Raw genomic sequence first — 25,082 nt, forward strand, 5'->3', positions numbered from 1 at the left:
GACCGTGACGTTGAGACTCATCGGGGGATGGGGTAACCGCAGCGACGACCTTCCGTCATGCGTTGAGCGCGTGCAGCGTTCAGTCGAACTGATGCCTGCCGAGCCAGACGTCTATCACCCCTGGGGTGTGTGGCAACCGCAGGGAGCCGGATCCGCTTACCGCGACCTGGTACCCATTGACATCGACGACATTCAAGCGTTGACAACTGCAATCGCCGCGATCACTGAGCGCGTCAACGACGGGCCGATGACCAGCCCAGGCCAGCACATCAAGTTCACGCGAGAAGGCTTCGCCGAGCCGGGTTCGACCGAGCCGCAGTTCTTCGATTACACGGTGCGCGCTGGATTCGTCGGCTACCCAGAACCTTTCAATCATCTACTACTTGAGGTCTCTGACGGCACCGACGAAGCCGCACTTACCCGTTACCTGAGCGCTTGCGTCATCGCATGGGAGCCAGACCACCTAGCCGTGGCAACCCGGGCAACTCAACGCGCACAAGGGCATAGGCCCCCACAGGCCGTCGTCGGGTGGCTGACTTACGTGCGCGCCGGCACACCGCTGGACAGTGCTGTCCTCGATGAGCAGATCGCAGTCGCTCACGCCGACGGCGGTACGTACATCACTGTCCCGGGAACACCCGAAAGCCCCAGCCTCGACCACATCCGGCAGGTCCGCGCCGCCCTCGGCTACCCCGATTGACCAGTCGCCTACACGACCACCGGCGCCTTCCAGAACCCGTTCATCGGTTGGGCGTACGCGTCGTTGGCGGTGAGCGTGGGCAGGCCGAGTGAGTCCTCGATGGTGCGCAGCAGGCTGTAGTGGTTGGCGTACCCGCCCACCGTGAAGTTGCCGGTCCGCATCCCGGCCGCCGCCGCACCCGGTGACGGGATGACGATCGTCACGACGTGGTTGCCTTCGTTGGCGAAACCGACCGAGAGGTTGTTGCTGTCCTCGTCGAAGGTCAGGAAGATCCCGCTTTTCTGCGTGACATCTTGCCAGACAGTCGAATTCATGATCGTCGAGACGGTGTCCTGGACGAACGTGTCACCTGCCTTGATGTTGTACTGCCGATTGGTCAGCAGGCTGACGACGTAGCTCAACACGCCGCCCACCGAATCGACCGGGCCCTCCATGTTGTTGGCTTCGTTGGCGGCGAACCAGACGAAGTTCGGGGTGGTGGTCGGCGAGCTCAGGTCGGTGGCCAGCCGGGTCAACGGGAACAGGTGTGCCGTGGCCCGGGTGGGGTCGTCGTAGATGTCGCGATAGGCGAGGAAGGGCAGTTCCTCGGGTGCGTAGTCGGCGGTCTCGACGTACGGTCCCGCCGGTGACATGCCCTGTGCGTATCCGGCCCACGTCTTCTGGGCGGCCTCGATGTTGTCGGCGAGATTGTGCTGGTCGAAACAATCGGTCGGGCAGTTGTAGTTGAAGCCGAAGTCCGATCCGCCCAGGAGCGGGTAGTAGTTGGGGTCGCTGGGGTGGGTCAGTGCGTAGTAGGCCGTCGCGACGCCGTAGGTCTCGACGAGGCTGTTGATGTACGGGGCGTTGGGGCTGCCGACGACATCGGCGTAGCCCTTGTTCTCCATGTACACCATGAACACGTGGTCGAGCGCGCCGACAGTGGACGCCGGGGGAGCGGGCGGCGGCGGCGCGGGCAGCGCGGCGCCGACGGTGAAGGACACGTCGTCGGCGTAGGCGTTGTTGTAGCCCAGGGCGGCGGGGTTGGAATCCTTGAGCGTGACGACCACCTGCGCCGAGCGCGTGCCGGCGGGGATGACGCCCGACTTGTCCCGCTGGAGCAGCCCGCACTGCCACCAGCGATCGAGCGCGGTGACGGGCCCGATCTTGCCGACTCCCAAGGAGGTTCCGTCACCGGCCAGGAATTGCACGGTGATCGACGCCGCGGACGGGTCGGTCGATGCGCCGCCCAGCCACCCGCTGAGTTTGAACGGCACCGTACCGGCGTCGATGCTCGACGCTGCCGCGCCGAGGTCCACGGTCTGCGACAGGGTCGATGTGCCGACGTTCCCACCGCCGAAGAACTGCGTGTCGGTGGGTGAGGGCCGGACGCTGGGATAGCTGCCCCACACCGGACCCGGTGTCGACAGGGGCCATGCGGTGCGGCGTTGGGCGCCGTACTCGATGACGGTCGGGGTGCCGGTCACCGACCAGCCGGGGATGGTCACCGAACTCGTGCCGGACGGCGATGGATCACCGACTTCCGCACTCGGATTCACCAACAGGTTGGGACTGGTCACCGACCAGGCAGCCGTCGCCTGGTGTGGGAAGAGATTCTGTTCGACCTCCTTTCGCACCCACGCCAGCACCGTCCACACCACGGGTGACTGCGGGGGTACCTGCGAAGGCAGCGTCGACACCAGGGGCCCCAGGGCCACCTTGATGAGTTGTTTGGCCGCTGTGACCACCTCGCCGAACAGCGTCGGTGGATGCGACGGTGCCACCGCAGGCTCGGCCGTCGGCGTCACCGTTGCCGACGTGGCCGCCGCCGGTGTCGGACGGGCGGGCGCCGTTGCCGGCGCGGGCTTGGCGTCGGTGGGGCTGGGATCGGCCGGCGGCTTCTTGGTCTTCTTGGGCGGATGCGTCGACGAGGTGGTGGCGGTGTCGGCCGAGACCTGCATCTTCGGGGTGGTATCCGCTACGGCGGTGCGGTGTTTGTGCGTCGCGGCCGCGTGCAATGCGGCGGCGGGCAACACGGCGGTGGGCGCCGCGGCGCCGGTGGGATCCGCCGTCCCCCCGCCGGGATCCGCCGCGCCGGTGGCCACCGCATCTGCGGCCGGCGTGGAATCGGCAGGGGTGGAGCTCGTGGCCGGCGGTTCGGCCGATGCCACCCAGTCCGGCATCGTGACTGCGGCGCCGACGCCGAGGAACACGGCCAGTGCCCCGACGCGGCCGATATACCGTGAGCACTTCATCGAGGTTCCCTTCGCCAGGGCCGGACCACGCGATCACGCCGGCGGGAAATTGACGTCAGGGTAGTCCCCTCGGGCTGCGGCACGGAGGCGTATCCACGGCTTGGTAACGATGGGGCAGGAGTGCTCACCCGTTCCGCACGCGCCCGTCCAAACCTTTATGGTTGAGCCGCAATCCCGCACCTCGGCGTGGCACCGTCGGCACGCCGCCTCGACCATGGATCGGCGGAAACCATCAGCATCCTCATCCGCGAGGTGGGCACCCACCTCGACGTGGACATCACCGAGCCGGCCGCTCTGGAGTTCCAGATCGCCGTGGCCCCACACCCGGGCGCCGAGGTAGCGGAGTCGCTGACGTTCGTCCTGAACGGGCAAACGGTCTTCGCGACCGAGATCACCGGAGTGCACGGCAACCGGATCCACAAACTCGACGTCGGGGTCGGCAGCCTCAGCGTCGACTACGCGGCGACCATCACCGGCCGCAGCCAGCCCGCTCCGGTCACCGACTACGACCTGTCGCAGTACCTTCGGCCGAGCCGCTACGCCGAGTCGGACAAATTCTTCGGTTTCGCCGGGTACGAGTTCGGTCGATACTCCGACACCGCAACGTTATTGGAGACGATTTCGTCGTGGGTCGGGTCGCGGTTGCGCTACGTCCCGGGCAGCAGCGACCCCATCGACGGCGCCGAGGACACGCTGCTGGCCGGGGCGGGCGTATGCCGCGACTACGCTCACCTGGTCGTCGCGCTGCTTCGGGCCGTCAACGTCCCGGCCCGTGTCGTCGCGGTGTACGCGCCGGGCTGCGTACCCATGGACTTCCATGCCGTCGCCGAAGCCTTCGTGAACGGGCAGTGGTACGTCGTCGACGCCACCTACCTGGCGCCGCGCCAGACATTGGTCCGCATCGCGACCGGACGCGACGCCGCCGACACGGCCTTTCTCGACAACCACGGCGGCTCCATCACACTCACCAACATGGTCGTCACCGCGACCACCAATGAACCGCTGCCGTTCGACGCGCACGACGAGTTGATCTCGCTCAGCTGACCACCACACCCGTCAGTTCCTCCGACACCGCCCACAACCGTGCGGCGCTGGCGGTGTCGCACAACGGCTTCCACAGTGCGTGCTCGCCAGGCGGACCGCCGGCGTTGCCCGGCCACTGCGGCCCGTAGAACCCGCCGTCGCGGCCCGCGGTGGCGGCCAGCAGCGCAGGCAGCTGGGCGCTGTCCACGGTTCCCACCATCAGCCCCAGCGCCGACAGTCGCCGAATCACCCGGACCCCCAACGTGTCCCGGGCCCGCCCGACCTCGGGACGCGCCGCGAGCAAGCTGGTCGGCGCCACGCCGGGATGTGAGATGTTGCTGCTGATTCCCCAACCGGCCGCTTGACTGCGGCGGCTGAGTTCCAGGCCGAACAGCCCGCACGCGATCTTCGACTGCCGGTACGCGGCCATGCCGTCGTAGCTGCGTTCCCAGTTGAGGTCGTCCCAGTTGATCGCACCGCGCTTGGCGGCCACGCTGGTCTGGGAGGTGACCCGCGCCCGCCCGGCTTTCAGCAGCGGCAGCAGGCGCCCGGTCAACGCGAAGTGCCCAAGGTGATTCGTCCCGAACTGCAGCTCGAACCCGTCGGCGGTGCGCTGGAGATCCGGCGGGGTCATCACCCCGGCGTTGTTGACGAGCAGATGTATCGGGGCTCCCTCGGCGCGCAGCTTGTCGGCGAGCGCAGTCACCGACGCCAGGGCGGACAGGTCGAGGTCCTCCAACGTCACCTTGGCGTGCGGATACCGCTTGCGAATACCGGCCACGGCGATCCGGCCCTTGTCCGGGTTGCGGACCGGCATGATCACCTCGGCGCCTGCCCCGGCCAGCCTCGTGGCGATGCCCAGTCCGATACCGTCGCTCGCGCCGGTCACCACCGCTCGCTTGCCGGAGAGGTCGGGCATGGGAATGTCGTACTGGGCGCGGGGCATCGGGTGTCTCCTGTCGTGGTGTTACCGCCTACCGATCACACTGGTTGCCGACGCGCCGGATAGCCACGGACTGACGATCCGTGGCTACGCGATGCCGAACGGGGACACACTGGACAGGTGATCGATCGGGCGGGATTGGCGGAGTTCCTCACGCGCAGGCGCGCGGCGATGCAGCCGGAGGATGTCGGGCTGCCCCGCGGGCGGCGCCGTCGCACCAGTGGGTTGCGCCGCGAGGAAGTCGCCGCGCTGTGCCACATGTCGGCCGACTACTACGCACGCCTGGAACGGCAACGCGGCCCGCAGCCGTCGGCGCAGATGATCGCCTCGATCGCGCAAGGGCTTCACCTGTCCCGGGACGAGCGCGACCACCTCTTCCGGCTGGCCGGTCACCAGCCACCCGACCGCGGCGCCGGTACCGACCACATCAGCCCGGGCATGCTGCGGATCTTCGACCGGCTCACCGACACCCCCGCCGAGATCGTCACCGAATTGGGGGAGACGTTGCGGCAAACCCCGCTGGGCGTCGCGCTCGTCGGCGATCTGTGCCGGTACACCGGCCCGTCCCGCAGCATCGGCTACCGGTGGTTCGCCGACCCCGGCGCACGCGACATCTATCCACCCGAGGATCACGAGTTCTACTCGCGCATGTACGTTTCGGGGCTCCGGGCCGTGCTCGCCCGGCGCGGCCCCGGGTCGAAGGCCGCCGGGCTCGCCGAACTTCTCAGCGCAGAGAGCGACGAGTTCCGGATGCTGTGGGACGCACACGAGATCGGTATCAAGCCGCGTGAGATCAAGCGCTACCGGCATCCCGAGGTGGGCCGACTCGAGCTGAACTGCCAGGTCCTTCTCGACCCCGAGGAGTCACATTCGCTGCTGGTCTACACCGCCGCGCCGGGCAGCGAGAGCTACGAGAAGCTGCAACTGTTGTCGGTGATCGGTGCACCGTCGACGGTGTGAGCTCAGCACGCATGGGTACACCCGTGCCATGGCGATCACGAAAGAAGACCTCCGTCGACTGTTGGCGGCCGACGATGACGCGACACTGGTGTTGGTCGAGGGTCGGGCCGAGATCGTGTCCGGCCCGTCCGCTGCTGGGCTGGAGGTGATCTCGCGCGCGGATCTGCGGGCCCGGATGGGTGACGCGGAGCCATCCGATGCCGAGCTGGCCGACCAGGCGGCCGCGCTGCAGACCGCGGTGTCCGAGCTCGGGGGATGATCCGGCGCACCGAACGTTGCTGCCGCTCTCATCTGCCGTGATTAGAAGACGTCGCGGCCGGGTATACGGGTGTTGTCGCTGTCGTCAATAACCAAGGAGTCCACGGTGATCGTCCTCGGCATCATCCTCATCGCGATCGGCTATTTGTTGCCGGTCCCCGCCATCATCGCCACCATCGGCTGGATCGTCCTGGTCGTCGGCCTGGTGCTGTTGGTGCTCGGCCAGGTCGGGCGCCCCGTCGGCGGACGCAAAGTCTGGTACTAGCGTCTGATCCGGCATGTCGACCCGGTGCCCCCGCCCCCTCGGCCGGGGGCACCGGCTTGTCGAGATGGTTACCGCTCAACGGGTTTGGCTGCCCCCGGGCTGCACCGACCAGGCCAGGCCGATGACGTCGTCGACCGCTACGGTCCCGGCCGCCGGGTCACCGGTGCACAGCACGCCACGCTCGACATGAGCCTGAACCTGGGCGCAGTAGACACGCGAATCGGCGGAATGCGTGCGGTTGTCGCCCATCACCCACAGCCTGCCCGCCGGCACCGTGACCGGGCCGAAAGCGCTGCCCAGACAGGGCAGTAGCGCGGGATCCACTTCCAGTGCCGTCTTGTCCAGGTAGGGCTGGGCGATCGGGGCGCCGTCCACCGTGACACCGGTTTCCATCCGGCATTCGACGGTCTGCCCGCCCACCGCGATGACCCGCGTGACGATCGCATGGTCATCCGGTGCGCCGAAGCCGAACACCGCCAACGCGTCCTGCGTCCAGCGCAGCACCGGATTGGCGGACCGGGGCGACGGATAGCCGACGTCCCAGTGCGCCGGGGCGCGCAACACCACGATGTCACCCGGCCGGGGTGGATGGCTGCGGAAGGCGAGCTTGTTGACGACGACGCGGTCGTCGGGCTTGACCGTCGGGGCCATCGCCACCGACGGGATCCGGTATTCCTGCCCGACGAACGCCAGGACCAGCGCCCACGTGACCAGAACGAGCACGGCGGCCAACGCGGTCGCCGGTACCACCCACCGGAGAATGCGCCGCAGTCGTCTGTGTCTGGGTGGTCCGGACATGGTGGTGGCTCTCCAGCGGCTCGGTGCGTCGTCGTTTGGGCCAGGTTAGATGCCGTGCCGCTGACGACCATGGCGGCAAACTGGCCCTTGGTAGCTGCCGTCGACCGGCTTCGACCGGCCGTTCGTCACACCGCGGCCGAGAGTGGTGGTCTTCCGAGTGGGTGAGAAAGGTTGCCACCATTGCAACTCGGCGGCGATTTCATCCGCAAGAGTGCACCTCAACCGGCCGCGAGACAAGACAGCGCAGACGCACGAGAATTCACTGAATCTGCCAACCTGGGAATATTTGCTGGAGGCATGCGGAGGCTTGACACGCGCCCAGATACCGTCAGGTCACTGCCCATTCGGCGGTTGACCAGGTGGTCGCCTATTCTTCGCCCGTGGCCCTCTCACCTTTGCGAAAGCAATCACGCGCGTGACCGTGCCAGCGCTCTCGTCCCAGCTGGGCGGACGATCCAAGCGCCTCGACATACAGGGCATGCGCGCCATCGCCGTGGCTCTGGTCCTCCTGTTCCATGCCGAGATTCCGGGGTTCGGTGGTGGCTACGTCGGCGTCGACGTGTTCTTCGTGATATCGGGTTTTCTCATCAGCACCCACTTGCTGGAAAGCCTGCAGCGCGGCGGCCGTATCGGGTACGGCGCCTTCTACGCCCGTCGGGCACGACGCCTGCTGCCGGCGGCGTTCCTCGTCATCGCGGCCACGTTGGTCGCGGCGACGGTCTTGGTGTCACCCGTGCAGTTCCGCTACGTCGTCAAGGATGCGGTCGCGGCCGCGCTCTACGTTCCCAACCTCTTGTTTGCCTACAACGCGACCGACTACCTCGCGGAGAAGACGCCGTCGCTGTTCCTGCATTACTGGTCGCTCGGTGTGGAGGAACAGTTCTACCTGGTGTGGCCCGTCCTGCTGGCGTTGGTGTTCGGGCGGTTCGCGCTGCGGTGGCGGTTCGGGTTGACGCTCGCCGTGCTGACCGCAGTCTCGTTCGTGCTGTGCGTTTGGCTGACCGGATTCAGCCAGGCGAACGCGTTCTTCATGCTGCCGGCGCGGATGTGGGAGTTCGGACTCGGTGCCCTGGTGGCGTTCGGTGTGCTTCGGCGCGGCCGGATCCTGCCGACTTCGATTGCCCCGCTGGCGGGTTGGCTGGGTTTGGGCGCCATCGTCGCCAGTGGGGTGCTCTTCTCCACCGCCACGGAGTATCCCGGATACGCGGTGGCCGTCCCGGTCGCCGGGGCGGCGCTGCTGATCGCGGCCGGGCCGGTCGCGCGCGGTCCCGCCGCCGTGTTGAGTGTTCGTCCGCTCACCTGGCTCGGTGACATCTCCTACTCGCTGTATCTGGTGCACTGGCCGGTCCTGATGCTGCCCGTCGCCGCGACCGGTTACATGCAGGCCCTGCCGCTCTGGCTGCGCGTGGCCGCGGCGACCGCATGCATTCCGCTGGCCTGGGTGCTCTACCGCTTCGTGGAACAACCGGGTCAGCGCGCCGCATGGCTGACCGACGGACGTCCGCGCCGGACCTTCGCGGTGGCCGCGGCAGCGATGGCCGCCATCGTCGCGGCCGGGACGACGGCCGGGGTGACGCTGCACCCACCCCTGAGTGCGGCCAAACCGGTCGCCCATACGTCGCTGACCGTCAAACCCGCTGGCACGCCGTATGTCCCGGACAACCTCAACCCGGCCCTCGGCACCGCCGAGGGTGACCAGCCCGTCGTCTACACCAACGGCTGCCACCGCTCGCAGTGGTCCACCGACGCCGCGGGCTGCCTGACCGGAACCAACCCGGCAGCACCCCTGGTGGCGCTGTTCGGCGATTCCCATGCCACGCAGTGGTATCCGGCCCTGTCGGCGCTCGCCGAGCGTGGGGTGATTCGGCTCGACAGCCATACCAAGAGTGCGTGCCCGGCGGTCCCCATCCCCATCGCGCACTACGCGGCATGCGCGGCCTGGCGCAGCGCGGTGCTCGGCAGACTCGTCGACTCGAAGCCCGACCTGATCCTGCTCGCCGGCTACCCGCGCAACTACCTGAGCCGCGCCGATGACCCGGCCAGGGACTGGGGGAGCGCCTTCGCCACGCTTCTCGATCAACTACCCAAGGCGGCCCGCGTCGGAATCTTCGCCGACACACCGTCGATCGGTGTCACACCGTCAATCTGCCTGGGGCGCTTCGTCGACGACGCGCTTCGCTGTGCGCTGCCGCGTGCCGTCGCGCTCGATCAGAACATCCGCGAGACCGAGCGTGCGCTGGCGGCGGGCCGATCGATCACCTACCTGGACTACTCCGACTACCTGTGCAACGACAGGATGTGCCCGGCGATCATCGGGGACACGCTGGTGTATCGCGACGGTTCGCATCTCACGGCCACGATGAGTGCCGAATTGGCGCCGTTGGTCGGCGCGGACATCACCGCCTTGCTGCCGGCGCGCGGGAGTGCGACGGTCGACGCGGCCGGGCCCGAGATGCTGATACGCCGGCCGGGTGGGTGAACCGACCGGCTTCACCGGGGCGCCCGGGGAAAACCCGGACGCCGGTCGGTCAGTCCGTCATCCTCGTGTCGGGGGTGGTCCGTTTCTCCACGTACATCAGCTCGTCGGCACGGACCAGCAACGCATCCAGCGAGTAACCGCCCGCGTCGGTACCTGCCAGACCCACACTGGCCGACATCGCGTACGGGCGAGCCTTCGACTCGTTGAAGATCCGAAACGCCTCGGACAGCCGGTCTTTGAGACCGGCAGGGTCACCGTCGGGCTCGGTGATCAGCACGCAGAATTCGTCCCCGCCGATGCGGCCGAGGATGTCGGAGTCGCGAAGCGTGGTCCGCAGCACCTCGGCCACATCGCTGATGAGTGAGTTCCCGGCATCGTGGCCCAGCTCGTCGTTGACCCTTTTGAGTCCGTCGACGTCGATATAGGCAAGCAGGCACGGATGGTTGTTGCGCCGGGCGGCGCGTAGCGCGGACTCGGCCAGGAGATAGAACCCGCGCCGGTTGTTGAGTCCGGTGAGATCGTCGGTGACGGAGAGTTGCCGAATCTCGTCGTTGGCCCTCTCCAGTGCAGCGGTGCGATCGCGCACCCGCTGTTCCAGTTGCGCGTATAACTGGATGTTCTCCATGGCGATCGATGTCGAGTCCGCCAGGGCTTGAAGCAGTGCCACCTCACGCGGGGTGGCGTCGCGCTCGGTCGCCCAGTATGCGCCGATCGCCCCGACCGGGCGCATCCTGCGGATGGGCACCATCACGAGGCTCTTGACGAACGTCGGGCGGTAGGCCTCGTGCGGCACCCGCGGGTCGAGATAGATGTCGGGAATGACCGCCGCCGTACCGTTGAGCATCACCCACCCGCTGACACAGGCCGCCATCGCGAATCGGCTACCTTTCCACAGCGGGGCGATCGCGTCCTCGTCGGCGTAGTAACACATGTCGTCGTCCCTGAGCACGAACGTGATGCCGTCACAGCCGACAACGTCGCGCGCCGAGTGCCGGACGATGCGCTGAATCTCGCCCAGGCTGCGGGCCAAGGACAGCTCCTGCACGGCCTGCAGCAGTCGTTCCATGCCGCGGAGATAGTCGTCCTCGGAGAAATCGGGGCCGTCGGTACCGTCGGACAAGGGCATGCCGAGTGGCGCGTTCACTCGCACCTCCGAGGCGGGAACTGGACCACAAATGGGCGACGGGCTATGTTCGGGTCACATTAGCAGACTGTCGATACCACACCCGGAGAAGCTATTTGCGTTGCCGCAAATTGCGCGAAAAGCGTTGATGTGGCGCCTCTTCCCTCCTCGGGTCGGATTTGCCTCGGAACGCGGAGGGCAAAGGCTGCGCAATATCGGGCAGGCTTCGTGTGACAATCCCCTGGTGACCAAGGTTGTCGTCATCACCGGCGCCGGTAGCGGGATCGGCCGCGCCACGGCGCGGGTTCTGCTCGACGCGGGGCATCGTGTCGTGCTGGCCGGTCGGCGCCCCGGGCAGCTCACCGAGACCGCCGACGGCCGGCCCGATGCCCGCGTGGTGCCCACCGATGTCACCGACCCGTCATCGGTGCAGGCCCTGTTCGCCGACACGGTGTCGGCCTTCGGCCGGGTCGACGTGTTGTTCAACAACGCCGGGATCTTCGGGCCCTCCGCATCGATCACCGACATCGACATCGAGGCGTGGCACACCGTCTGGCGCACGAACGTGGACGGCTCGGTGTTCTGCGCCCGCGAGGCCGCTCGCGTCATGGCCGCGCAGCTCCCTCGCGGCGGGCGGATCATCAACAACGGCTCGCTGTCGGCGCACCGGCCGCGACCGAACAGCCTGGCCTACACCGTCACCAAACACGCGATCAGCGGGCTGACGGCGTCGATGCTGCTGGATCTGCGGGATCTCGACATCTGCGTCACCCAGCTCGACATCGGCAATGCGGCGACCGACATGACCGCCGGATTCAGTGAGACGCTGCAGGCCAACGGAACCCTGGCCGCCGAGCCGACGTTCGACGTCGAGCACGTCGCCCGGGCGGTGGCCCACCTCGTTGATATGCCGCTTGCGGTTTCGGTGCCCGAGTTGACGGTGATGGCTCGTGCCATGCCGTACTACGGGCGTGGATGAGTCGTGAGCGCCCACTACGTCGTCAACTGTTCGATCCTGCTCACCCACCTGCCGCCGCTGCAGCGGCCGCAGGCCGCGCGCGATGCGGGTTTCGAGGCGGTCGAATTCTGGTGGCCCTTCGCCGATTCCGTACCCGGTGATGCCGAGGTCGACGGGTTCGTCCGGGCTGTCGCAGACGCCGGGGTGGCGCTGGTGGCGTTGAACTTCGCCGGTGGTGAGATGGCGGCGGGGGAGCGTGGCTTGCTGTCCGACCCGGCCCGGTCGGCCGAGTTCAGGGACAACGTCGATGTCGCGATCGGCATCGCGCAACGGTTGGGCACCAAGGGATTCAATGCGCTCTACGGCAACCGGATCGACGGCGTGCCGGCAGAAGCACAAGACGAGCTGGCCACCGAGAACCTGGCTCATGCGGCGGCGCGGGCCGACACGGTCGGCGCCGCCGTCCTCGTCGAACCGCTGAGCGCGGTGCCCAGGTATCCGCTGCGGACGGCCGCCGACGCGGTCGCGGTCCTGGACCGGGTCGGATCACCGTCGCTGCGGCTGCTGGCCGATCTCTATCACCTGACCGTCAACGGTGATGATCTCGCCGCGGTGATCGAGACCTACGCCGACCGCATCGGGCATGTTCAGATCGCCGACGCACCGGGGCGCGGGGCGCCGGGCACCGGAACGATCGACTTCGCCGGCCACCTTGCCCACCTGAACCGCCGCGGCTACCGGGGCCATGTCAGCCTGGAGTATGTGTCCGCGGACGAGGACCCGTTCGGGTGGTTGTCGCCGCGGCGCCGCGGCGACAGCCCGTGGCGGTAGCCCAACACAAATCAGAGCCGGGGCCCGTATGGGCCACCGGCTCTGTCTGCGAGATCGTTTTCGATCAGCGGATCAGCGCACCGAATCTTCGAGCTCGTACCGCTGCGCCACCGCGATCAGTTCCTCACGAACCGTCGAGTGGGGCATGGCGTTGATCCGCGCGTAGAGGCGCCGCCGGTTGTTGGCACGCTTCACGTCGGCGCGAAACTTCGCGAAAGACATTCTTCTCACTCCTTGAAAGTGCCCCCGGGTTACGGGGGCTTTCGTTGTCATCGTCGTCCACAGATTGGGGATCGCCCGATATGTGGAACACCTCGATGGTCCTTGTTAATTCTGTGTAAAGCAACTTTCGCGGTGTGAGATTCGATACAGCTCAAGCGAATTGGAGTGTTCGCCGTCACATTCCTCAGTCCAGGATGCGGCGCGCCACGTTGGTGGTCATCAAGTCGAGCAGTTCGTCGGCGCGTCCGGCCATGATGGTGCGGATTGCGTACAGCGAGAAGCCCTTTGCCTGTTCGACCGTGATAGCCGGCGGAATCGACAACTCCTGCCGCGCGGTCACCACGTCCACCAGCGCCGGGCCGTCGTGGGCCAGCGCCGCGCTGAGCGCGGACTCCAAATCCGCCGGATTCTCCACCCGGCGCGCGAACAAGCCGAGGGACTGGGCCACCGTGGCGAAGTTCGGGTTCTCCAGGTCGGTGCCGAAGGTGACGATGCCCGCCGCCTTCATCTCCAGTTCGACGAAGTTCAGCGACGAGTTGTTGAACACGACCAGTTTGACCGGTAACCGGTTCTGGACCAGCGTGATCAGCTCGCCGAAGAGCATGGTCAATCCGCCGTCGCCGGCGAACGCCACCACCTGCCGGTCCCGGTTGACGGTCTGGGCGCCGATAGCCAGCGGCAGCGCGCACGCCATGGTGCCGTGGTTGAAGGAACCCAGCAGCCGGCGCTTGCCGTTCATCGTGAGGTACCGCGCCGCCCACACCACCGGCGAACCGACGTCCACGGTGAACACCGCGTTGTCGGCGGCGAGCCGATCGGCCACGGCCGCCACGTACTCGGGGCGGATGGGGGTGCGGTCCCGGTCGTTGACGGCCAACTCGTCGAGCCGGCGCCGGGTCTTGCGGTAGTGATTCAGGGACCGGTCCAGATGGGTGCGGTCGTGCCGGGCGGTGAGCAATGGCGCCAGGGCGGCCAGCGTATCGGTGACGGTGCCGACCAGCCCGAGATCGATCGGGGTGCGCCTGCCCAGATTGCGGCCGCGGATGTCCACCTGGATGACGGTGGCGTTCTCCGGATAGAACTGCCGGTAGGGAAAGTCGGTGCCCAGCATGAGCAGCACATCGGCTTCCTTGATGGCCTTGTAACCGGAGGCGAAGCCGAGCAGACCGGTCATCCCGACGTCATACGGGTTGTCGTACTCGACGAATTCCTTGCCGCGCAAGGCGTGTACGACTGGAGCCTGCAGGGTCTGCGCCAGCTGCACCAGTTGGTCGTGCGCGCCCTGGACGCCCGCGCCGGCGAGGATGGTGATGTTGCCGGCGCCGTTGAGGATCGACGCCGCCCGCCGCAGTTCGTCATCGGAGGGGCGGATCACCGGATGGCTGGGCAGGACCGGCGTGACGCGCACGTCGGCGATCTTGGACAGGAAGATCTCACCGGGGACCACCACGACGGCGACGCCGTTCTCCTCGATCGCGGCGCGCATGGCCATCTCCAGCACGCGGGGCGCCGACTCGGCGGTGGTGACCAGTTCGCAATACACGCTGCATTCGCGGAACAGTTCCTGCGGCCGGGTCTCCTGGAAGTACTGCGACCCGATCTCGGCCTGCGGGATGTGCGCGGCGATCGCCAGCACCGGGACCCGGCTGCGCTGCGCGTCGAACAGTCCGTTGATCAGGTGCAGGTTCCCGGGTCCGCAGCTTCCCGCACACACCGCCAGCCGTCCGGTGAGCGCCGCGTCGGCGGCGGCGGCGAACCCGGCGGCTTCCTCGTGTCGCACATGCTCCCAGGTGAAACCGTCGGATCGCCGGATGGCGTCGGTCAACCCGTTCAGGCTGTCCCCGGGCAATCCATAGACGCGCTGCACGCCGCTGGCGCGAAGGGTCGAGATGACGTGATCGGCGACTGTGGTCATGTGCTCAACCCTAGGCGCCGCGCGCGGCGCGCACCGGGAGCGGTGCGACGGTGTCCGGCCGCGGGAATTTTGGGATCGGTAGTGATCCGCGCGCCGTGTACTTGCTGCCATGCGACGCCATCGGGGCGGAGCAGAGGAAAGGACCCAGACATGAACATCGTGCCCGCTCGTATCCAGGAACAGATCAACCGCGTCGACCGCAGCCGCGCCATGGTGCTCGGCATCGTCGCCGGCCTGACCGTGCTGTGGTCGGTCTACCGGCTGATCTGGCTCGTCTACTCGGCCACCGTGCTGGCCGGCGTGGGCTGGTCACCGATCGCCCTGATCTTCCCCTTCGTGCTGTGGACCGCGGTCGGTGTCGCCGCGGCGATCGCCGGGCTCGGCTTCCTGAACCGTTACAAGCAACCCGAGTAACGGAACCTGTTGACGTACTGGGTCATGGTCTTGAGTTGGTAGGCCGAGACCTCGTGGGCCGTCTCGTCCTCGGCGAACACCGAGGACACCATGACGGTGTCCTCGCGGTCGTAGAAACCGATCTCGGCCAGGCCGCCGAAGAACTCGTCCCAGTCGATGTCTCCGTCGCCGATCTTGAGGTGCTGGTGCACCCGCACCGGGTTGCCCGGCGGGTTGGTGATGTAGCGCAGGCCGTGGCTGCGGTGGTGATCCATGGTGTCGGCCACATGCACCAGGCGCAGCTTGTCTGCGGCCGCGCGGATGGTCTCGAGCATCTTCCCGCCCATGTGGAACGCGTGGCAGGCGACGTACACCATGCCGATGTTCGGGGAGTTCACCCCGCGGATGATGCGCAGCGCCTCCAGCCCGTCTTCGACGAAATCGTCGGGGTGCGGGTCGATCCGGACGTCGATGCCCTCGCGTTCGATGATCGGCAGCAGTTCCTCCATGGACCGGAAGAACGCCCGCTCGGATTCCTCGGCCTTCTCCGGGCGGCCGGAGAATTCGGTGTTGATCACGTTGACGCCGAGGTCGACGGTGATCTGGATGACGCGCTTCCAGTTGCGCACCGCGGCCTCGCGGGCATCGGGGTCCGGGCTGGACCAGCGCAGCACCGGCAGTACCGAGGCGATCCCGACGCCCGCGTCGGCGCACGCCCTGCGGAACGCGGCGACCAGCGCGTCATCGGCGCGCGGGTGGTTGAAGAACGGGATGAAATCCCGGTGCGGGGTCAACTGCAGGTGCTCGTAACCCAATTCCGCGACCACCCGGGGAAGTTCGAGCAGCGGGTAATCGTGATGAAACGGTGTCGGATCGAGGGCGATCTTCATCTCATGCCCCTTCGATCGATCCGCGGTCGGCCAGCGTCACCTCGACCGGCAGCCCGGTGTTCAGCGACTCGACACCGGCCTCACACACCGCCGCGGCCGCGTAGCCGTCCCAGGCGGTCGGTCCATCTGTGTAGTCTCCCGTCGTCCCGCCGCGCGCTACCGCGTCCACCCAGCGCTGGAATTCGGTGTCGTACGCCTGCCCGAAGCGCTCCTTGAACGACGGCGTGATCTGGCCACCCCAGCTCCCGGGCGACGTCTTGCGCACCAGACCGACATCCAATCCGATCATGGCGCTGCCTTTTTCGCCCACGAGCTCGGTGCGCACCTCATAGGCGACACCGGTGGTGACGAACACCTCGACGTCCACATGCTTGCCCGAGACGGTCTTGAAGATGGCGATCTGCGGATCCTGCAAACCCTGCGGCGCACCGGGATTGGCGGCCGGACGGATGATCTGCACCGAGGCGATCTCCTCGCCGAACAGGAAGCGGGCCACGTCCACCTCGTGCACCAGCGAGTCGCGCACGATTATCGCGCTGTCGAAGTTCGGCGGTACCGCCGGGTTGCGGTGCGCGCAGTGCAGGACCAGCGCCTCACCGAACTCGCCGGCGTCCAACAGCGCCTTCAGTTGCGCATACTCGTGGTCGAAGCGGCGCATAAAACCGACCTGGATGAGCCGCTTGCCCAGTTCGGCCTCGCGCTTGACCACCGCCAGCGAGGTCTCCACATCGGTGGTCAGTGGCTTCTCGCAGAGCACCGGCTTGCCGTGCTCCAGACAGGCCAGCAGCTGTTTCTCATGAGTGGACCCGGGGGTGGCGATCACCACGGCGTCGACCTCGGGATCGGCGATGGCGTCCAGCGGGTCGCCGACGGCGCGGCAGCCGGGCACACCGGCGGCGACGGCCTCGGCCTTGTCGGTGAGGTAGTCGTTGACCACCACCACCCGGGCGCCCGAGATGCGCGACGTGATGCGCGCGACGTGGTCGGCGCCCATCATCCCGACGCCCAGGACGGCAATCTTCAGATCGGACATGGCTTTTGGACTCCTAGTTGAAGCGGACGGACGGGACGCCACAGGAACCCAGGTAGTTGCGGGTGCGCTTGGCGATGGGCAGGGGGGCGTCGACCTCGCAGGGATACATGTCCTGCTCGACGATGGCGAACACGTCGATGCCGAGCTTGTCGATCTCGGCGAGCAGCGGCGGCATCTCCGGGATGCCGAGCGGCGGTTCGGTCATCGCGCCGAGCTTGACGGCCTCGCCGAACGGCAGGTCCTCGGCCTCGACCTTGGCACGCACCTGCGGGTCGACCTGCTTGAGGTGCAGGTAACCGATGCGCTCCGGGGCGCGCCGGATGATGGCGATGTTGTCACCGCCGCAGTACGAGATGTGCCCGGTGTCCAGGCACAGGTTGACGAACTCGCCGTCGGTGCCGTCCAGGAAACGGTAGACGTTGTCCTCGGTGTCGACATGGCTGTCGGCGTGCGGGTGGTATTGCGCACGGACGCCGTACTTCTCGAACATGGCCTTGCCCAGTTCGTTCATGCCCGTGGTCTTCTTGCGCCACTGTTCGGGGGTCAGCTCACGGTCTTCCAGCACGGCGCCGGTGGCCGGGTCACGCCACATCTCCGGGATGACGACGACGTGCTTACCGCCCACGGCGGCGGTCAGTTTCGCGACGTCCTCGATCTGGGACCACACCGCCGACCACGAATCATCCTGGTGCAGGTGCTCGAACACCGTGCCGGCCGACAGCTTCAGGTTGCGCTCGGCCAGCTCGTCGGCCAGCTGCTTCGGGTCGGTGGGGAGGTAGCCGAACGGGCCCAATTCGATCCACTGGTAACCGGATTCGGCGACCTCGTCCAGGAAGCGGGTATAGGGCGTCTGGTTGGGGTCATCGGGAAACCACACGCCCCAGGAGTCGGGTGCGGAGCCAACGAGGATGGTGCTCATCGGGGGATTGTCCTTTCGGTGGTCACGGGGTTGGTGGTGCCGTGCTGGGCCTCGAAGCGCTCTTCGAGTTCTTCGAGGGTGGTGCCTTTGGTTTCGGGGACGCAGCGGACGACGAACAGGAACGACGCGACGTTGATGAGGACGAACAAGGCGAATGTGCCCGTCGATCCGAGTGCACCGGTCAGCAGGGGGAAGGCGAAGGAGATGATCGCGTTGGTGCACCAGAGCACGAAAACCGCGACACCCATGGCGAATCCGCGGATGCTCAGCGGGAAGATCTCCGACAGCAACAGCCACACCACGGTGCCGATGAACATCTGCACGAACGCCACGAACAGCACCATGCAGCCCAGGATCACGTAGCTACGGGTGCTCGATTCGGGTAGCACGAACGTCGCTGCCAGTGCCGCCTGGGAGACGGCGACCCCGGCGAAACCGATGAGCAACATGGTGCGCCGGCCGACGAAGCCGAGCAGGATGATGCCGACGATGGTGGTGACCACCGACGTGACGCCGACGGCGATGGTCGCGATCAGGGCGGCGCTGACGCCGAGACCGCTCTGTTCCAGGATGGTGGGTGCGTAGTAGTTGACGGTGTTGATTCCGGTGGCCTGTTGTACGACCGCCAGGCCGCAACCCACCAGCACCACCCGGCGGATCCACGGCACGTCGCGAATCACCGAGAACGGCGTCGCGGTGCTGGCCTTGAGCATGTGGGCGGTGTGTTCGGCGATGACGGCGAACTCGGCGTCGGCCTCGTGGGCGGGCCGGCTGCGCAGCAGCACATTGCGGGCCTCGTCGAGCCGGCTCTTGAGCCCGTACCAGCGGGGCGAGTCGGGCAGCACCAGCATGCCGACGAGCAGCGCGACGGCGGGAATCGCGGCGACGGCGAGCATGGTGCGCCACACGTGTGGGTCACCGATGAGGTGATCGAGCAGGGCGTTGGTGGCGAACGCCAGCATCTGGCCGGTGACGATCATCAGTTCGTTGATGGTGACCATGCGACCGCGGCGGTCGGCCGGTGCCATCTCGGCCAGGTACAGCGGGCACGTCACGGCGGCGGCGCCGACACCGAGACCCAGCACGATGCGCGCGGCAACCATGACCTGGACGTCGGGTGCCAGCGCGCAGCCGACGGCGCCGACCAGGAACAGTCCCGCGCAGAGCAGCAGCGTCTTCTTGCGCCCGATCCGGTCGGCGACCCGGCCGCCGAACAGCGCCCCGAACGCGGCACCGGGGAACAGCAGGGAGCTGACGACGGTGGCTTCCCCGAACGACGAGAGTGCCAGGTCGTCCTTCATGTACAGCAGCGCGCCGGAGATGACGCCGGTGTCGTAGCCGAACAACAGGCCGCCGAGGGTGGCGATGACGGTGAGTTTGGTCAAGAACCGCGTGTGCGTCGGCATCGTCGTCGGTGCCCCCTTGCCTGTCGAGCCTGGTGCGGTCAATACCCGCGCTGTGTGCCGGCCTAACGCGCGTTAGTAACGCGCGTTAGAGCTACTATGGGTGCTCGGTGCGGTACGTGTCAACCGTCACGTCGAACAGGAGGTGTGATGCCGTCAGCCCCACGCGGCCCCGCGTCGTCGCGCCGTCCGACGATGGCCGAGGTCGCCGCCAAGGCCGGGGTGTCCCGCACGCTGGTGTCGTTCATCCTCGACGGAAAACCTGGTGCCAGCGAGGAAACCCGGCAGCGGGTGCTGGCCATCGCGAAGGAGGTCGGCTACCGGCCGGACGCGGCGGCGCGGCTGCTGGCGCTGGGGCGCAGTCGCACCCTCGGCGTGCTGACCGACGTGCGCCAGCTGTTCCAGGCCGAATTGGTCACCGGCATCTACCCGGCCGCCGAGCAGTTGGGTTACGAGGTGCTGCTGACCACGAACCTGTCCGATCGCCCGGAGTCGGTGCCGATCGACGCCCTGATCAGTCACCGGTGCGGCAGCCTGATCCTGCTGGCGCCGACATCGGGCCACGACTACCTGATCAAGCTGGCGGCGGAGGTACCCGTCGTGGTGGTGGGCCCCCGGCTACCGGCAGAGGTGCTGGGCGCCGGGGTCGACCTCGCCTCGGTACGCACCGACGACGCCCGCGGCATCGGCGACGCCGTGGACTACCTGGTCACGTTGGGGCACAAGGATATTCTGCACGTGGACGGTGGCGACGGTTCGGGGTCGCCGGAGCGTCGACGCGGATACCGCGAAGCCATGTCCGCCCACGGCCTCGAGGAGCGAATCGACATCATCGCCGGCGACCACACCGAGGAGGCCGGTGCGGCCGCCGCGCGCGAACTCCTGGCCCGTCCCGGCCTGCCCACCGCCGTGCTGGCCAGCAACGACCGCAGCGCGCTGGGCCTGCTCGACGTGCTGACTCGCTCCGGAGTCGACATCCCCGGTGAGCTGTCGCTGGTGGGTTTCGACGACACCCGACTGTCCGACTTTCCCAGGATCGACCTGACCACCGTGCACCAGGACGCGCCGGGGCTGGCACAGCACGCGGTGCGGCTGGCCGTGGAACTGCTGGAGCGGCGCTGCTCCGGCCCCAAGGAAGTGGTGCTGCGCTCACAGCTCGTAATCCGCGGCACCAGCGGGCCGCCGCCGGCGACGGTGCGCCGGTAAGGTCGCCGGCATGGTGAATTTCGCGCTGCGGTCGTGTGGCCTGCGCGGGCATGCCACGTTCGCGCCCGACGAGCCCGAGCTGCGGGAGCGGCTGCGCGTGGACACACCGGTCGGCGAGGCGTGGCGCTGTCTGCGTTGCGAGACGTTCGTCGTCGGACCGCCGCGCGGCCACGGGCCTGCCGACACCGCGCCCGAGGTGCCGCGCGGCCGGTTGCTGCGGGACCGCACCTTGATGCGAATCCTGGCCGCCGAGCGGGTGATTCGGGCACTGCTGCTGCTCCTGGCCGCCGGTGGGGTGCTCAAGGTCCGCGGCGAACGTGAGCACCTCAAGCAGGCGTTCGAGCAGGAACTGCCGCTGTTGCGCCCGCTGGCCGACCAGATCGGCTGGAACCTGGACGATTCCAAGATCATCCGGCATATCGGCGAGGCTTTCTCGTTGTCCTCCACGACGCTGCTGTGGATCGCGGTCGGTCTGGCCGCCTATGCCTGCACCCAGCTGGTGGAGGCGGCCGGGCTGTGGTTGATGAAGCGCTGGGGCGAGTATTTCGCGGTGGTCGCGACCAGTGCCTTCCTGCCGCTGGAGATCTACGAGCTGACCGAGAAGATCACCGTGCTGCGGGTTGCCGCGGTGGTCATCAACGTCATCGCCGTGCTCTGGTTGCTCTGGAGCAAGCGGCTTTTCGGACTCAACGGCGGCGCCAAGGCGTACTGGGCCGAGCATCACACCGAGAGCCTGATGAGCGTGGAACGGGCCGGCCTGGAAGGTGCGTTGCCTTAACCCACCCGCTCGCGGGCGTATTGGCGCACCGCCTGTTTCGCGACCTTGCCGTTACCGGTGAGCGGAAGCTCGTCGACGAACAACACGTGCCGGGGCCGTTTGAAGCCGGTGAGGCTGCCGCGCACCTGGTCGACGAGCTGTGCGGCGGTGACCTCCGAGCCGGGCTGCGGGACCACCACGGCGCAGATCGCCTCGCCCCAATAAGGATCCGGCACGCCCACCACCGCAACCCGTTCCACGCCGGGGTGCCGGCACAGCACATCCTCGACCTCCCGGGAGGACACGTTCTCGCCGCCGGTGATGATCACGTCCTTGAGCCGGTCCGACACCACCAGACGACCGGCACTGTCGAGATAACCGAGATCGCCGGTGTGCAGCCAACCGTCGACGGTGGCGGGCGTGTCCGGCCAATAGCCGGCGGCGACTTGTGCACCGCGGACCAGGATTTCGCCCACCGGGTCGGGCCCGGCGATGCGGATCTGCACGCCGGCGTGTGGGCGTCCGGCCGTCGCGAGCACCGCGGGGTCACCGGACCGGTGCTCCTCGGGCCCGAGAAAGGTGATGTTGCCGCCCGTTTCGGTCATCCCGTACCCCTGGTGGAAATCGACGCCCAACCGGGTGATCGCCCGCTCCAACAGGTCGGCGGGGATGGCCGCCGAGCCGTAGGCGATATCACGCAGGGTGGGCAGTTCGGTGCCGGTCTCGTCCAGATGAGCGAGCAGGCTGTGCAGCATCGTCGGGGCCAGCGAGCACGCGGTGACACCGTACGTGTTCACCGCCGCGACGAAGGCTTCCGGCCGGAACGCGGGCACCGGCAGCACCGTCGCGCCGGCGCCGTGGTGCACCAACATGTTGTATCCGGCGATGTGGCACATCGGAAACGGCAGCAGGTAGGTCCCGCCCGGGCGCACTGACCGGCCGGCGATCGTCCCATTCGCGGCGGCGAGCAGTGTGCGGTGCGTGTGGATGACACCCTTGGGTTCACCGGTGGACCCGCTGGTGAACAACAGCCAGGCCGGGTCGTCGGGTCCGGGGGACACGTCGTCGTAGCGTGGCACCGGGCCGTGCCATTCGGGGCTGTCGAACGACACCAGCGGCACACCCATCTCGGACAGCGGTGTGAGATAACGGGAGTCGCCGATCACCAGTGCGGGGCGCACCGCCGTGAGTTGGGCCAGCTGCTCGGCGCTGCTGAGCCGTTGGTTGATCAGCACCAGTGTGCGTCCGCTGCGCGGCACGCCGTAGTAGAGGCGTGCATAGCCCGCGCTGTTGTCGGCGACGACGGCGATACGGTCGCGCGGTCGGCTGCGCGCCGCGATCCACGCCGCCGTCGCGCGGATCTGATCGTCGAACTGCGCGAAGCTGATCGAGGTCCCGTCCGGGCCGATGACGGCTGGCCGGTCGGGCGTTTCGGCGGCGCCCGCGGTGATCAGCTCATGCAGCAGGAGTGCGGTCATGGGCTCCGATCGTGCCATGGTGTCGGCGTCGAACCCGCTGTGACCGTCAAGCCCTGGTGAGCGCGGCGTAGCGGGCGGTGTGAAAGTCGGTGGAACCGAACTCGTACTGCACGGCGGTGAGGCGCTTGAAGTAGTGTCCGATCGCGAGTTCCTCCGTCATGCCCATCCCGCCGTGCAGTTGCACCGCGTTCTGGCCGACGAACCGGGCGGCCCGCCCGACGGTCGCCTTGGCCGCCGACACCGCCCTGGCCCGCTGAGCGGGCTCGGCCTGCAGGTTGAGCACGGCCAGGTACACCGCGGCCACCGCCTGCTCGAGTTCGATGTGCATGTCCACCATGCGGTGTTGCAGCGCCTGGAAACTGCCGATCGGGGCGCCGAACTGCTGGCGTTGCTTGCTGTATTCGATGGTGTCGGCCAACACCTTTCGCATGTTCCCGACCGCTTCGGCGCACACCGCGGCGGCGCCCTCGTCACGGGCCTGCGCCAGCGACGGCCACGCCGCCCCCTCCTCGCCGAGCAACGTGGCCCGGACCCCGTCGAGGTGGATGTCGGCGGCCCAGCGGTCGTCGACGGTGCGGAACGGGCGCAGGGTGAGCCCGGCGGTGTCGCCGTCCCGGTCGATCAGGAACAGCGACAACCCGGCCGGCGTTGTCGCCGTCACGAGCAGATGCGTGGCCAGGGGAGCGTTGAGCGCCACGATCTTGGCACCGTCGAGCACCCACACGTCACCCTCGCGGCGCGCGGTGGTGATCACGTCCTGCCAGCGATCGCCCGACTGCGCCTCGGCTGCGGCCAGCGCGACGATCGCCTCACCCGCGACCAGCGTCCGCAGGAGTTCACTCGCGCCGGTGCCTTCTCCCGTCGCTTCGCTCGCCCTGGTCCTATCTCCCGTCGCTTCGCTCGCCCTGGTCGCCCGCAACAACAGACCGCCGGCCACCACGGCGGTGTCGACATACGGCTCGACCACCAGCGCGTACCCCAGTGCCTCGGCGATCACCATGACTTCGACTGGGCCGCCGCCGATTCCGCCGACCCGCTCGGGCAGGGCGGCGCCGAGGATACCCAGCTCGTCGGCGAACGCTCGCCAGATCTCGGGTTGCCAGCCGGCGCCCGTCTTTGCGGCGGCCCGGCTGGACTCCAGCCGGTACCGGGTCGACAGGAACTTGGTGAGGCCGTCGCGCAGGAGTTCCTGTTCGTCGGAAAGGGTGAAGTCCATTTACAGTCCCAACTCCGCCTTGGCGAGGATATTGCGCTGAATCTCGTTGCTGCCGGCATAGATCGAGCCGGCCCGGTCGTTGAAGTAGCGCAGCGGGGCGACGGCTTGCCACGGCTCCCCACTGAGATAATCGTCCTCGGGCACGACGAAATCGGCGATCGGCCCACCCGGGCAGGTGGCGTGCGGTTGGTAGGCCCGGCCGCGGGGACCGGCCGCCTCCATCAGCAATTCGGTGAGCACCTGGCTCAACTCGGTGGAGATGATCTTGAGCATCGACGATGCCGCGCCCGGATGCCCGCCGCCGGCGAGCGCCGCCAGCACCCGGTACTCCAGGATTTCGAGCACCTCGGTGCGGATCCGGGCGTCGGCCAGCTTGCGGGCGAAGGACGGGTCGTCGATGAGCACACCACCGGTCGGACCGGGCTGTGTCGCGGCCACCTCGGCGATCTGTTCGGCCATCACCTGAAGGGCCGGAGCGGTGGCGCCGCCGCCGCGTTCGAATTCCAGCAGGTACTTCGCGACGGTCCAGCCGTCGTCGATCCGGCCGATGACGTTGGCCTTCGGCACCCGCACGTCGTCGAAGAACACCTGGTTCTGCACCTCTTCGCCGGAGGTCATGACCAACGGCCGGATCTGGATGCCCGGTGCCGTCATATCGACGAGGACGAAGGTGATGCCCTGTTGCTTCTTGCCGGTCCGGGAGGTGCGCACCAAGGCGAACATCCAGTTGGCCTCGGTGGCGTGCGTGGTCCAGATCTTGCTGCCGGTACAGACCAGGTCGTCCCCGTCGGCCACCGCGGACATGGACAGCGCGGCCAGATCCGATCCCGCCTCCGGCTCGGAATAGCCCTGGCAGAAGAACACCTCACCGGTCAGGATGCGCGGGAGGAAGAAGTCCTTCTGCTCCTGCGTGCCGAATGCGATGATCGCGTGCGCCACCATCCGGATTCCCATCGGCGACAACGAGGGAGCGCCGGCGAGCTGCGATTCTGCTGGTGGAGCGGGCGTATTCCGAACGTGCGCTATTCCTAGGGAATTGAATGTCTTCTGTCGCGTCCCCATTTCCGTGTTGAGAGTCAGA

23 protein-coding genes and 1 pseudogene are annotated in these 25,082 nt (G+C 67.7%); 11 read left to right on the forward strand and 13 right to left on the reverse strand.

Annotated elements, in window-relative coordinates; translation table 11 throughout:
• The first annotated feature begins 4 nt into the window (after positions 1 to 4).
• Positions 5 to 700 carry a hypothetical protein gene (locus BN977_RS25770; protein WP_227456185.1) on the forward strand — a complete coding sequence of 232 codons (696 nt, stop codon included), beginning with the start codon at positions 5 to 7 and terminating at the stop codon, positions 698 to 700.
• Between the two features lie 8 nt (positions 701 to 708).
• On the opposite strand, the gene BN977_RS25775 is transcribed toward BN977_RS25770, so the two are convergent.
• The gene (locus BN977_RS25775; RefSeq protein ID WP_051561904.1) at positions 709 to 2,931 is read right to left on the reverse strand and encodes an alkaline phosphatase family protein; all 2,223 of its coding nucleotides are present in this window, start codon (positions 2,929 to 2,931) and stop codon (positions 709 to 711) included.
• Between the two features lie 252 nt (positions 2,932 to 3,183).
• On the opposite strand from BN977_RS25775, the gene BN977_RS25780 reads away from it, so the two are divergent.
• The gene (locus BN977_RS25780) at positions 3,184 to 3,975 is read left to right on the forward strand and encodes a transglutaminase-like domain-containing protein (protein WP_036404432.1); all 792 of its coding nucleotides are present in this window, start codon (positions 3,184 to 3,186) and stop codon (positions 3,973 to 3,975) included.
• Here the strand turns inward: BN977_RS25780 and BN977_RS25785 are convergent.
• The gene (locus BN977_RS25785; protein ID WP_036402559.1) at positions 3,968 to 4,900 is read right to left on the reverse strand and encodes an SDR family oxidoreductase; all 933 of its coding nucleotides are present in this window, start codon (positions 4,898 to 4,900) and stop codon (positions 3,968 to 3,970) included. The genes BN977_RS25780 and BN977_RS25785 overlap by 8 nt on opposite strands.
• A 117-nt stretch (positions 4,901 to 5,017) precedes the next feature.
• On the opposite strand from BN977_RS25785, the gene BN977_RS25790 reads away from it, so the two are divergent.
• The 3 genes from BN977_RS25790 to BN977_RS32970 all read left to right on the forward strand — a co-directional run bounded on the left by BN977_RS25790 (position 5,018) and on the right by BN977_RS32970 (position 6,380).
• Entirely contained in the window at positions 5,018 to 5,857 is an 840-nt protein-coding gene (locus BN977_RS25790; protein WP_036402561.1) for a helix-turn-helix transcriptional regulator, read from the forward strand.
• Positions 5,858 to 5,885: 28 nt separating this feature from the next.
• A complete protein-coding gene (locus BN977_RS25795) occupies positions 5,886 to 6,116 on the forward strand; it encodes a hypothetical protein (RefSeq protein WP_036402563.1) in 231 nt (76 codons plus the stop codon).
• A 105-nt stretch (positions 6,117 to 6,221) separates the two neighbouring features.
• The gene (locus BN977_RS32970; protein WP_165576372.1) at positions 6,222 to 6,380 is read left to right on the forward strand and encodes a DUF6131 family protein; all 159 of its coding nucleotides are present in this window, start codon (positions 6,222 to 6,224) and stop codon (positions 6,378 to 6,380) included.
• A 75-nt stretch (positions 6,381 to 6,455) separates the two neighbouring features.
• Here the strand turns inward: BN977_RS32970 and lepB are convergent, their stop codons facing one another.
• Positions 6,456 to 7,130, reverse strand: coding sequence for a signal peptidase I (lepB, locus tag BN977_RS25800; RefSeq protein WP_051561906.1), 675 nt, complete (start codon positions 7,128 to 7,130; stop codon positions 6,456 to 6,458).
• Positions 7,131 to 7,593: 463 nt separating this feature from the next.
• On the opposite strand from lepB, the gene BN977_RS25805 reads away from it, so the two are divergent.
• The gene (locus BN977_RS25805; protein WP_206666810.1) at positions 7,594 to 9,657 is read left to right on the forward strand and encodes an acyltransferase family protein; all 2,064 of its coding nucleotides are present in this window, start codon (positions 7,594 to 7,596) and stop codon (positions 9,655 to 9,657) included.
• A gap of 49 nt (positions 9,658 to 9,706) precedes the next feature.
• Here the strand turns inward: BN977_RS25805 and BN977_RS25810 are convergent, their stop codons facing one another.
• A complete protein-coding gene (locus BN977_RS25810; protein WP_036404440.1) occupies positions 9,707 to 10,783 on the reverse strand; it encodes a GGDEF domain-containing protein in 1,077 nt (358 codons plus the stop codon).
• 238 nt (positions 10,784 to 11,021) lie between these two features.
• Here BN977_RS25810 and BN977_RS25815 point away from each other — a divergent pair, with 238 nt between their 5' ends.
• Together BN977_RS25815 and BN977_RS25820 are read left to right on the forward strand one after the other, a co-directional pair.
• The gene (locus tag BN977_RS25815) at positions 11,022 to 11,759 is read left to right on the forward strand and encodes an SDR family oxidoreductase (protein ID WP_036404444.1); all 738 of its coding nucleotides are present in this window, start codon (positions 11,022 to 11,024) and stop codon (positions 11,757 to 11,759) included.
• Positions 11,760 to 11,762: 3 nt separating this feature from the next.
• Entirely contained in the window at positions 11,763 to 12,569 is an 807-nt protein-coding gene (locus tag BN977_RS25820; protein WP_036402565.1) for a hydroxypyruvate isomerase family protein, read from the forward strand.
• A gap of 72 nt (positions 12,570 to 12,641) precedes the next feature.
• Here BN977_RS25820 and BN977_RS32975 read toward each other — a convergent pair whose 3' ends face one another.
• Both BN977_RS32975 and poxB read right to left on the reverse strand, forming a co-directional pair.
• A complete protein-coding gene (locus BN977_RS32975) occupies positions 12,642 to 12,791 on the reverse strand; it encodes a hypothetical protein (protein WP_165576373.1) in 150 nt (49 codons plus the stop codon).
• 184 nt (positions 12,792 to 12,975) lie between these two features.
• A complete protein-coding gene (gene poxB, locus BN977_RS25825) occupies positions 12,976 to 14,706 on the reverse strand; it encodes a ubiquinone-dependent pyruvate dehydrogenase (RefSeq protein ID WP_036402567.1) in 1,731 nt (576 codons plus the stop codon).
• 150 nt (positions 14,707 to 14,856) lie between these two features.
• On the opposite strand from poxB, the gene BN977_RS25830 reads away from it, so the two are divergent.
• Entirely contained in the window at positions 14,857 to 15,120 is a 264-nt protein-coding gene (locus tag BN977_RS25830) for a hypothetical protein (RefSeq protein ID WP_036402569.1), read from the forward strand.
• Here the strand turns inward: BN977_RS25830 and BN977_RS25835 are convergent.
• The 4 genes from BN977_RS25835 to BN977_RS25850 are packed head-to-tail and all read right to left on the reverse strand — an operon-like array spanning position 15,102 to position 19,347.
• Positions 15,102 to 15,989: a sugar phosphate isomerase/epimerase family protein gene (locus BN977_RS25835; RefSeq protein ID WP_036402571.1), complete on the reverse strand. Its 888-nt coding sequence runs from the start codon at positions 15,987 to 15,989 to the stop codon at positions 15,102 to 15,104. The two genes, BN977_RS25830 and BN977_RS25835, sit on opposite strands and share 19 nt — an antisense overlap.
• A gap of 1 nt (position 15,990) precedes the next feature.
• On the reverse strand, positions 15,991 to 17,022 hold the full coding sequence (locus tag BN977_RS25840) for a Gfo/Idh/MocA family protein (RefSeq protein ID WP_036402573.1): 1,032 nt from the start codon (positions 17,020 to 17,022) through the stop codon (positions 15,991 to 15,993).
• Positions 17,023 to 17,035: 13 nt separating this feature from the next.
• Positions 17,036 to 17,941: a sugar phosphate isomerase/epimerase family protein gene (locus BN977_RS25845; RefSeq protein ID WP_036402575.1), complete on the reverse strand. Its 906-nt coding sequence runs from the start codon at positions 17,939 to 17,941 to the stop codon at positions 17,036 to 17,038.
• Positions 17,938 to 19,347: a sugar porter family MFS transporter gene (locus BN977_RS25850; RefSeq protein ID WP_036402577.1), complete on the reverse strand. Its 1,410-nt coding sequence runs from the start codon at positions 19,345 to 19,347 to the stop codon at positions 17,938 to 17,940. The genes BN977_RS25845 and BN977_RS25850 overlap by 4 nt, the downstream gene beginning before the upstream one ends.
• A 147-nt stretch (positions 19,348 to 19,494) precedes the next feature.
• On the opposite strand from BN977_RS25850, the gene BN977_RS25855 reads away from it, so the two are divergent.
• Together BN977_RS25855 and BN977_RS25860 are read left to right on the forward strand one after the other, a co-directional pair.
• On the forward strand, positions 19,495 to 20,550 hold the full coding sequence (locus tag BN977_RS25855) for a LacI family DNA-binding transcriptional regulator (RefSeq protein ID WP_036402580.1): 1,056 nt from the start codon (positions 19,495 to 19,497) through the stop codon (positions 20,548 to 20,550).
• A 10-nt stretch (positions 20,551 to 20,560) separates the two neighbouring features.
• A complete protein-coding gene (locus tag BN977_RS25860; RefSeq protein WP_036402583.1) occupies positions 20,561 to 21,328 on the forward strand; it encodes a DUF2127 domain-containing protein in 768 nt (255 codons plus the stop codon).
• Here the strand turns inward: BN977_RS25860 and BN977_RS25865 are convergent.
• The 3 genes and pseudogenes from BN977_RS25865 to BN977_RS25875 form a co-directional block, all read right to left on the reverse strand.
• Positions 21,325 to 22,785: an AMP-binding protein gene (locus tag BN977_RS25865; protein WP_036402585.1), complete on the reverse strand. Its 1,461-nt coding sequence runs from the start codon at positions 22,783 to 22,785 to the stop codon at positions 21,325 to 21,327. The two genes, BN977_RS25860 and BN977_RS25865, sit on opposite strands and share 4 nt — an antisense overlap.
• Positions 22,786 to 22,831: 46 nt before the next feature.
• On the reverse strand, positions 22,832 to 24,001 hold the full coding sequence (locus BN977_RS25870; protein ID WP_036402587.1) for an acyl-CoA dehydrogenase family protein: 1,170 nt from the start codon (positions 23,999 to 24,001) through the stop codon (positions 22,832 to 22,834).
• A pseudogene (locus BN977_RS25875) lies at positions 24,002 to 24,991 on the reverse strand (acyl-CoA dehydrogenase family protein); the annotation flags it as partial. It abuts the gene before it with no gap.
• Positions 24,992 to 25,082 lie beyond the last annotated feature (91 nt).

This window comes from Mycolicibacterium cosmeticum (genome assembly GCF_000613185.1).
Taxonomy (GTDB): domain Bacteria; phylum Actinomycetota; class Actinomycetes; order Mycobacteriales; family Mycobacteriaceae; genus Mycobacterium; species Mycobacterium cosmeticum.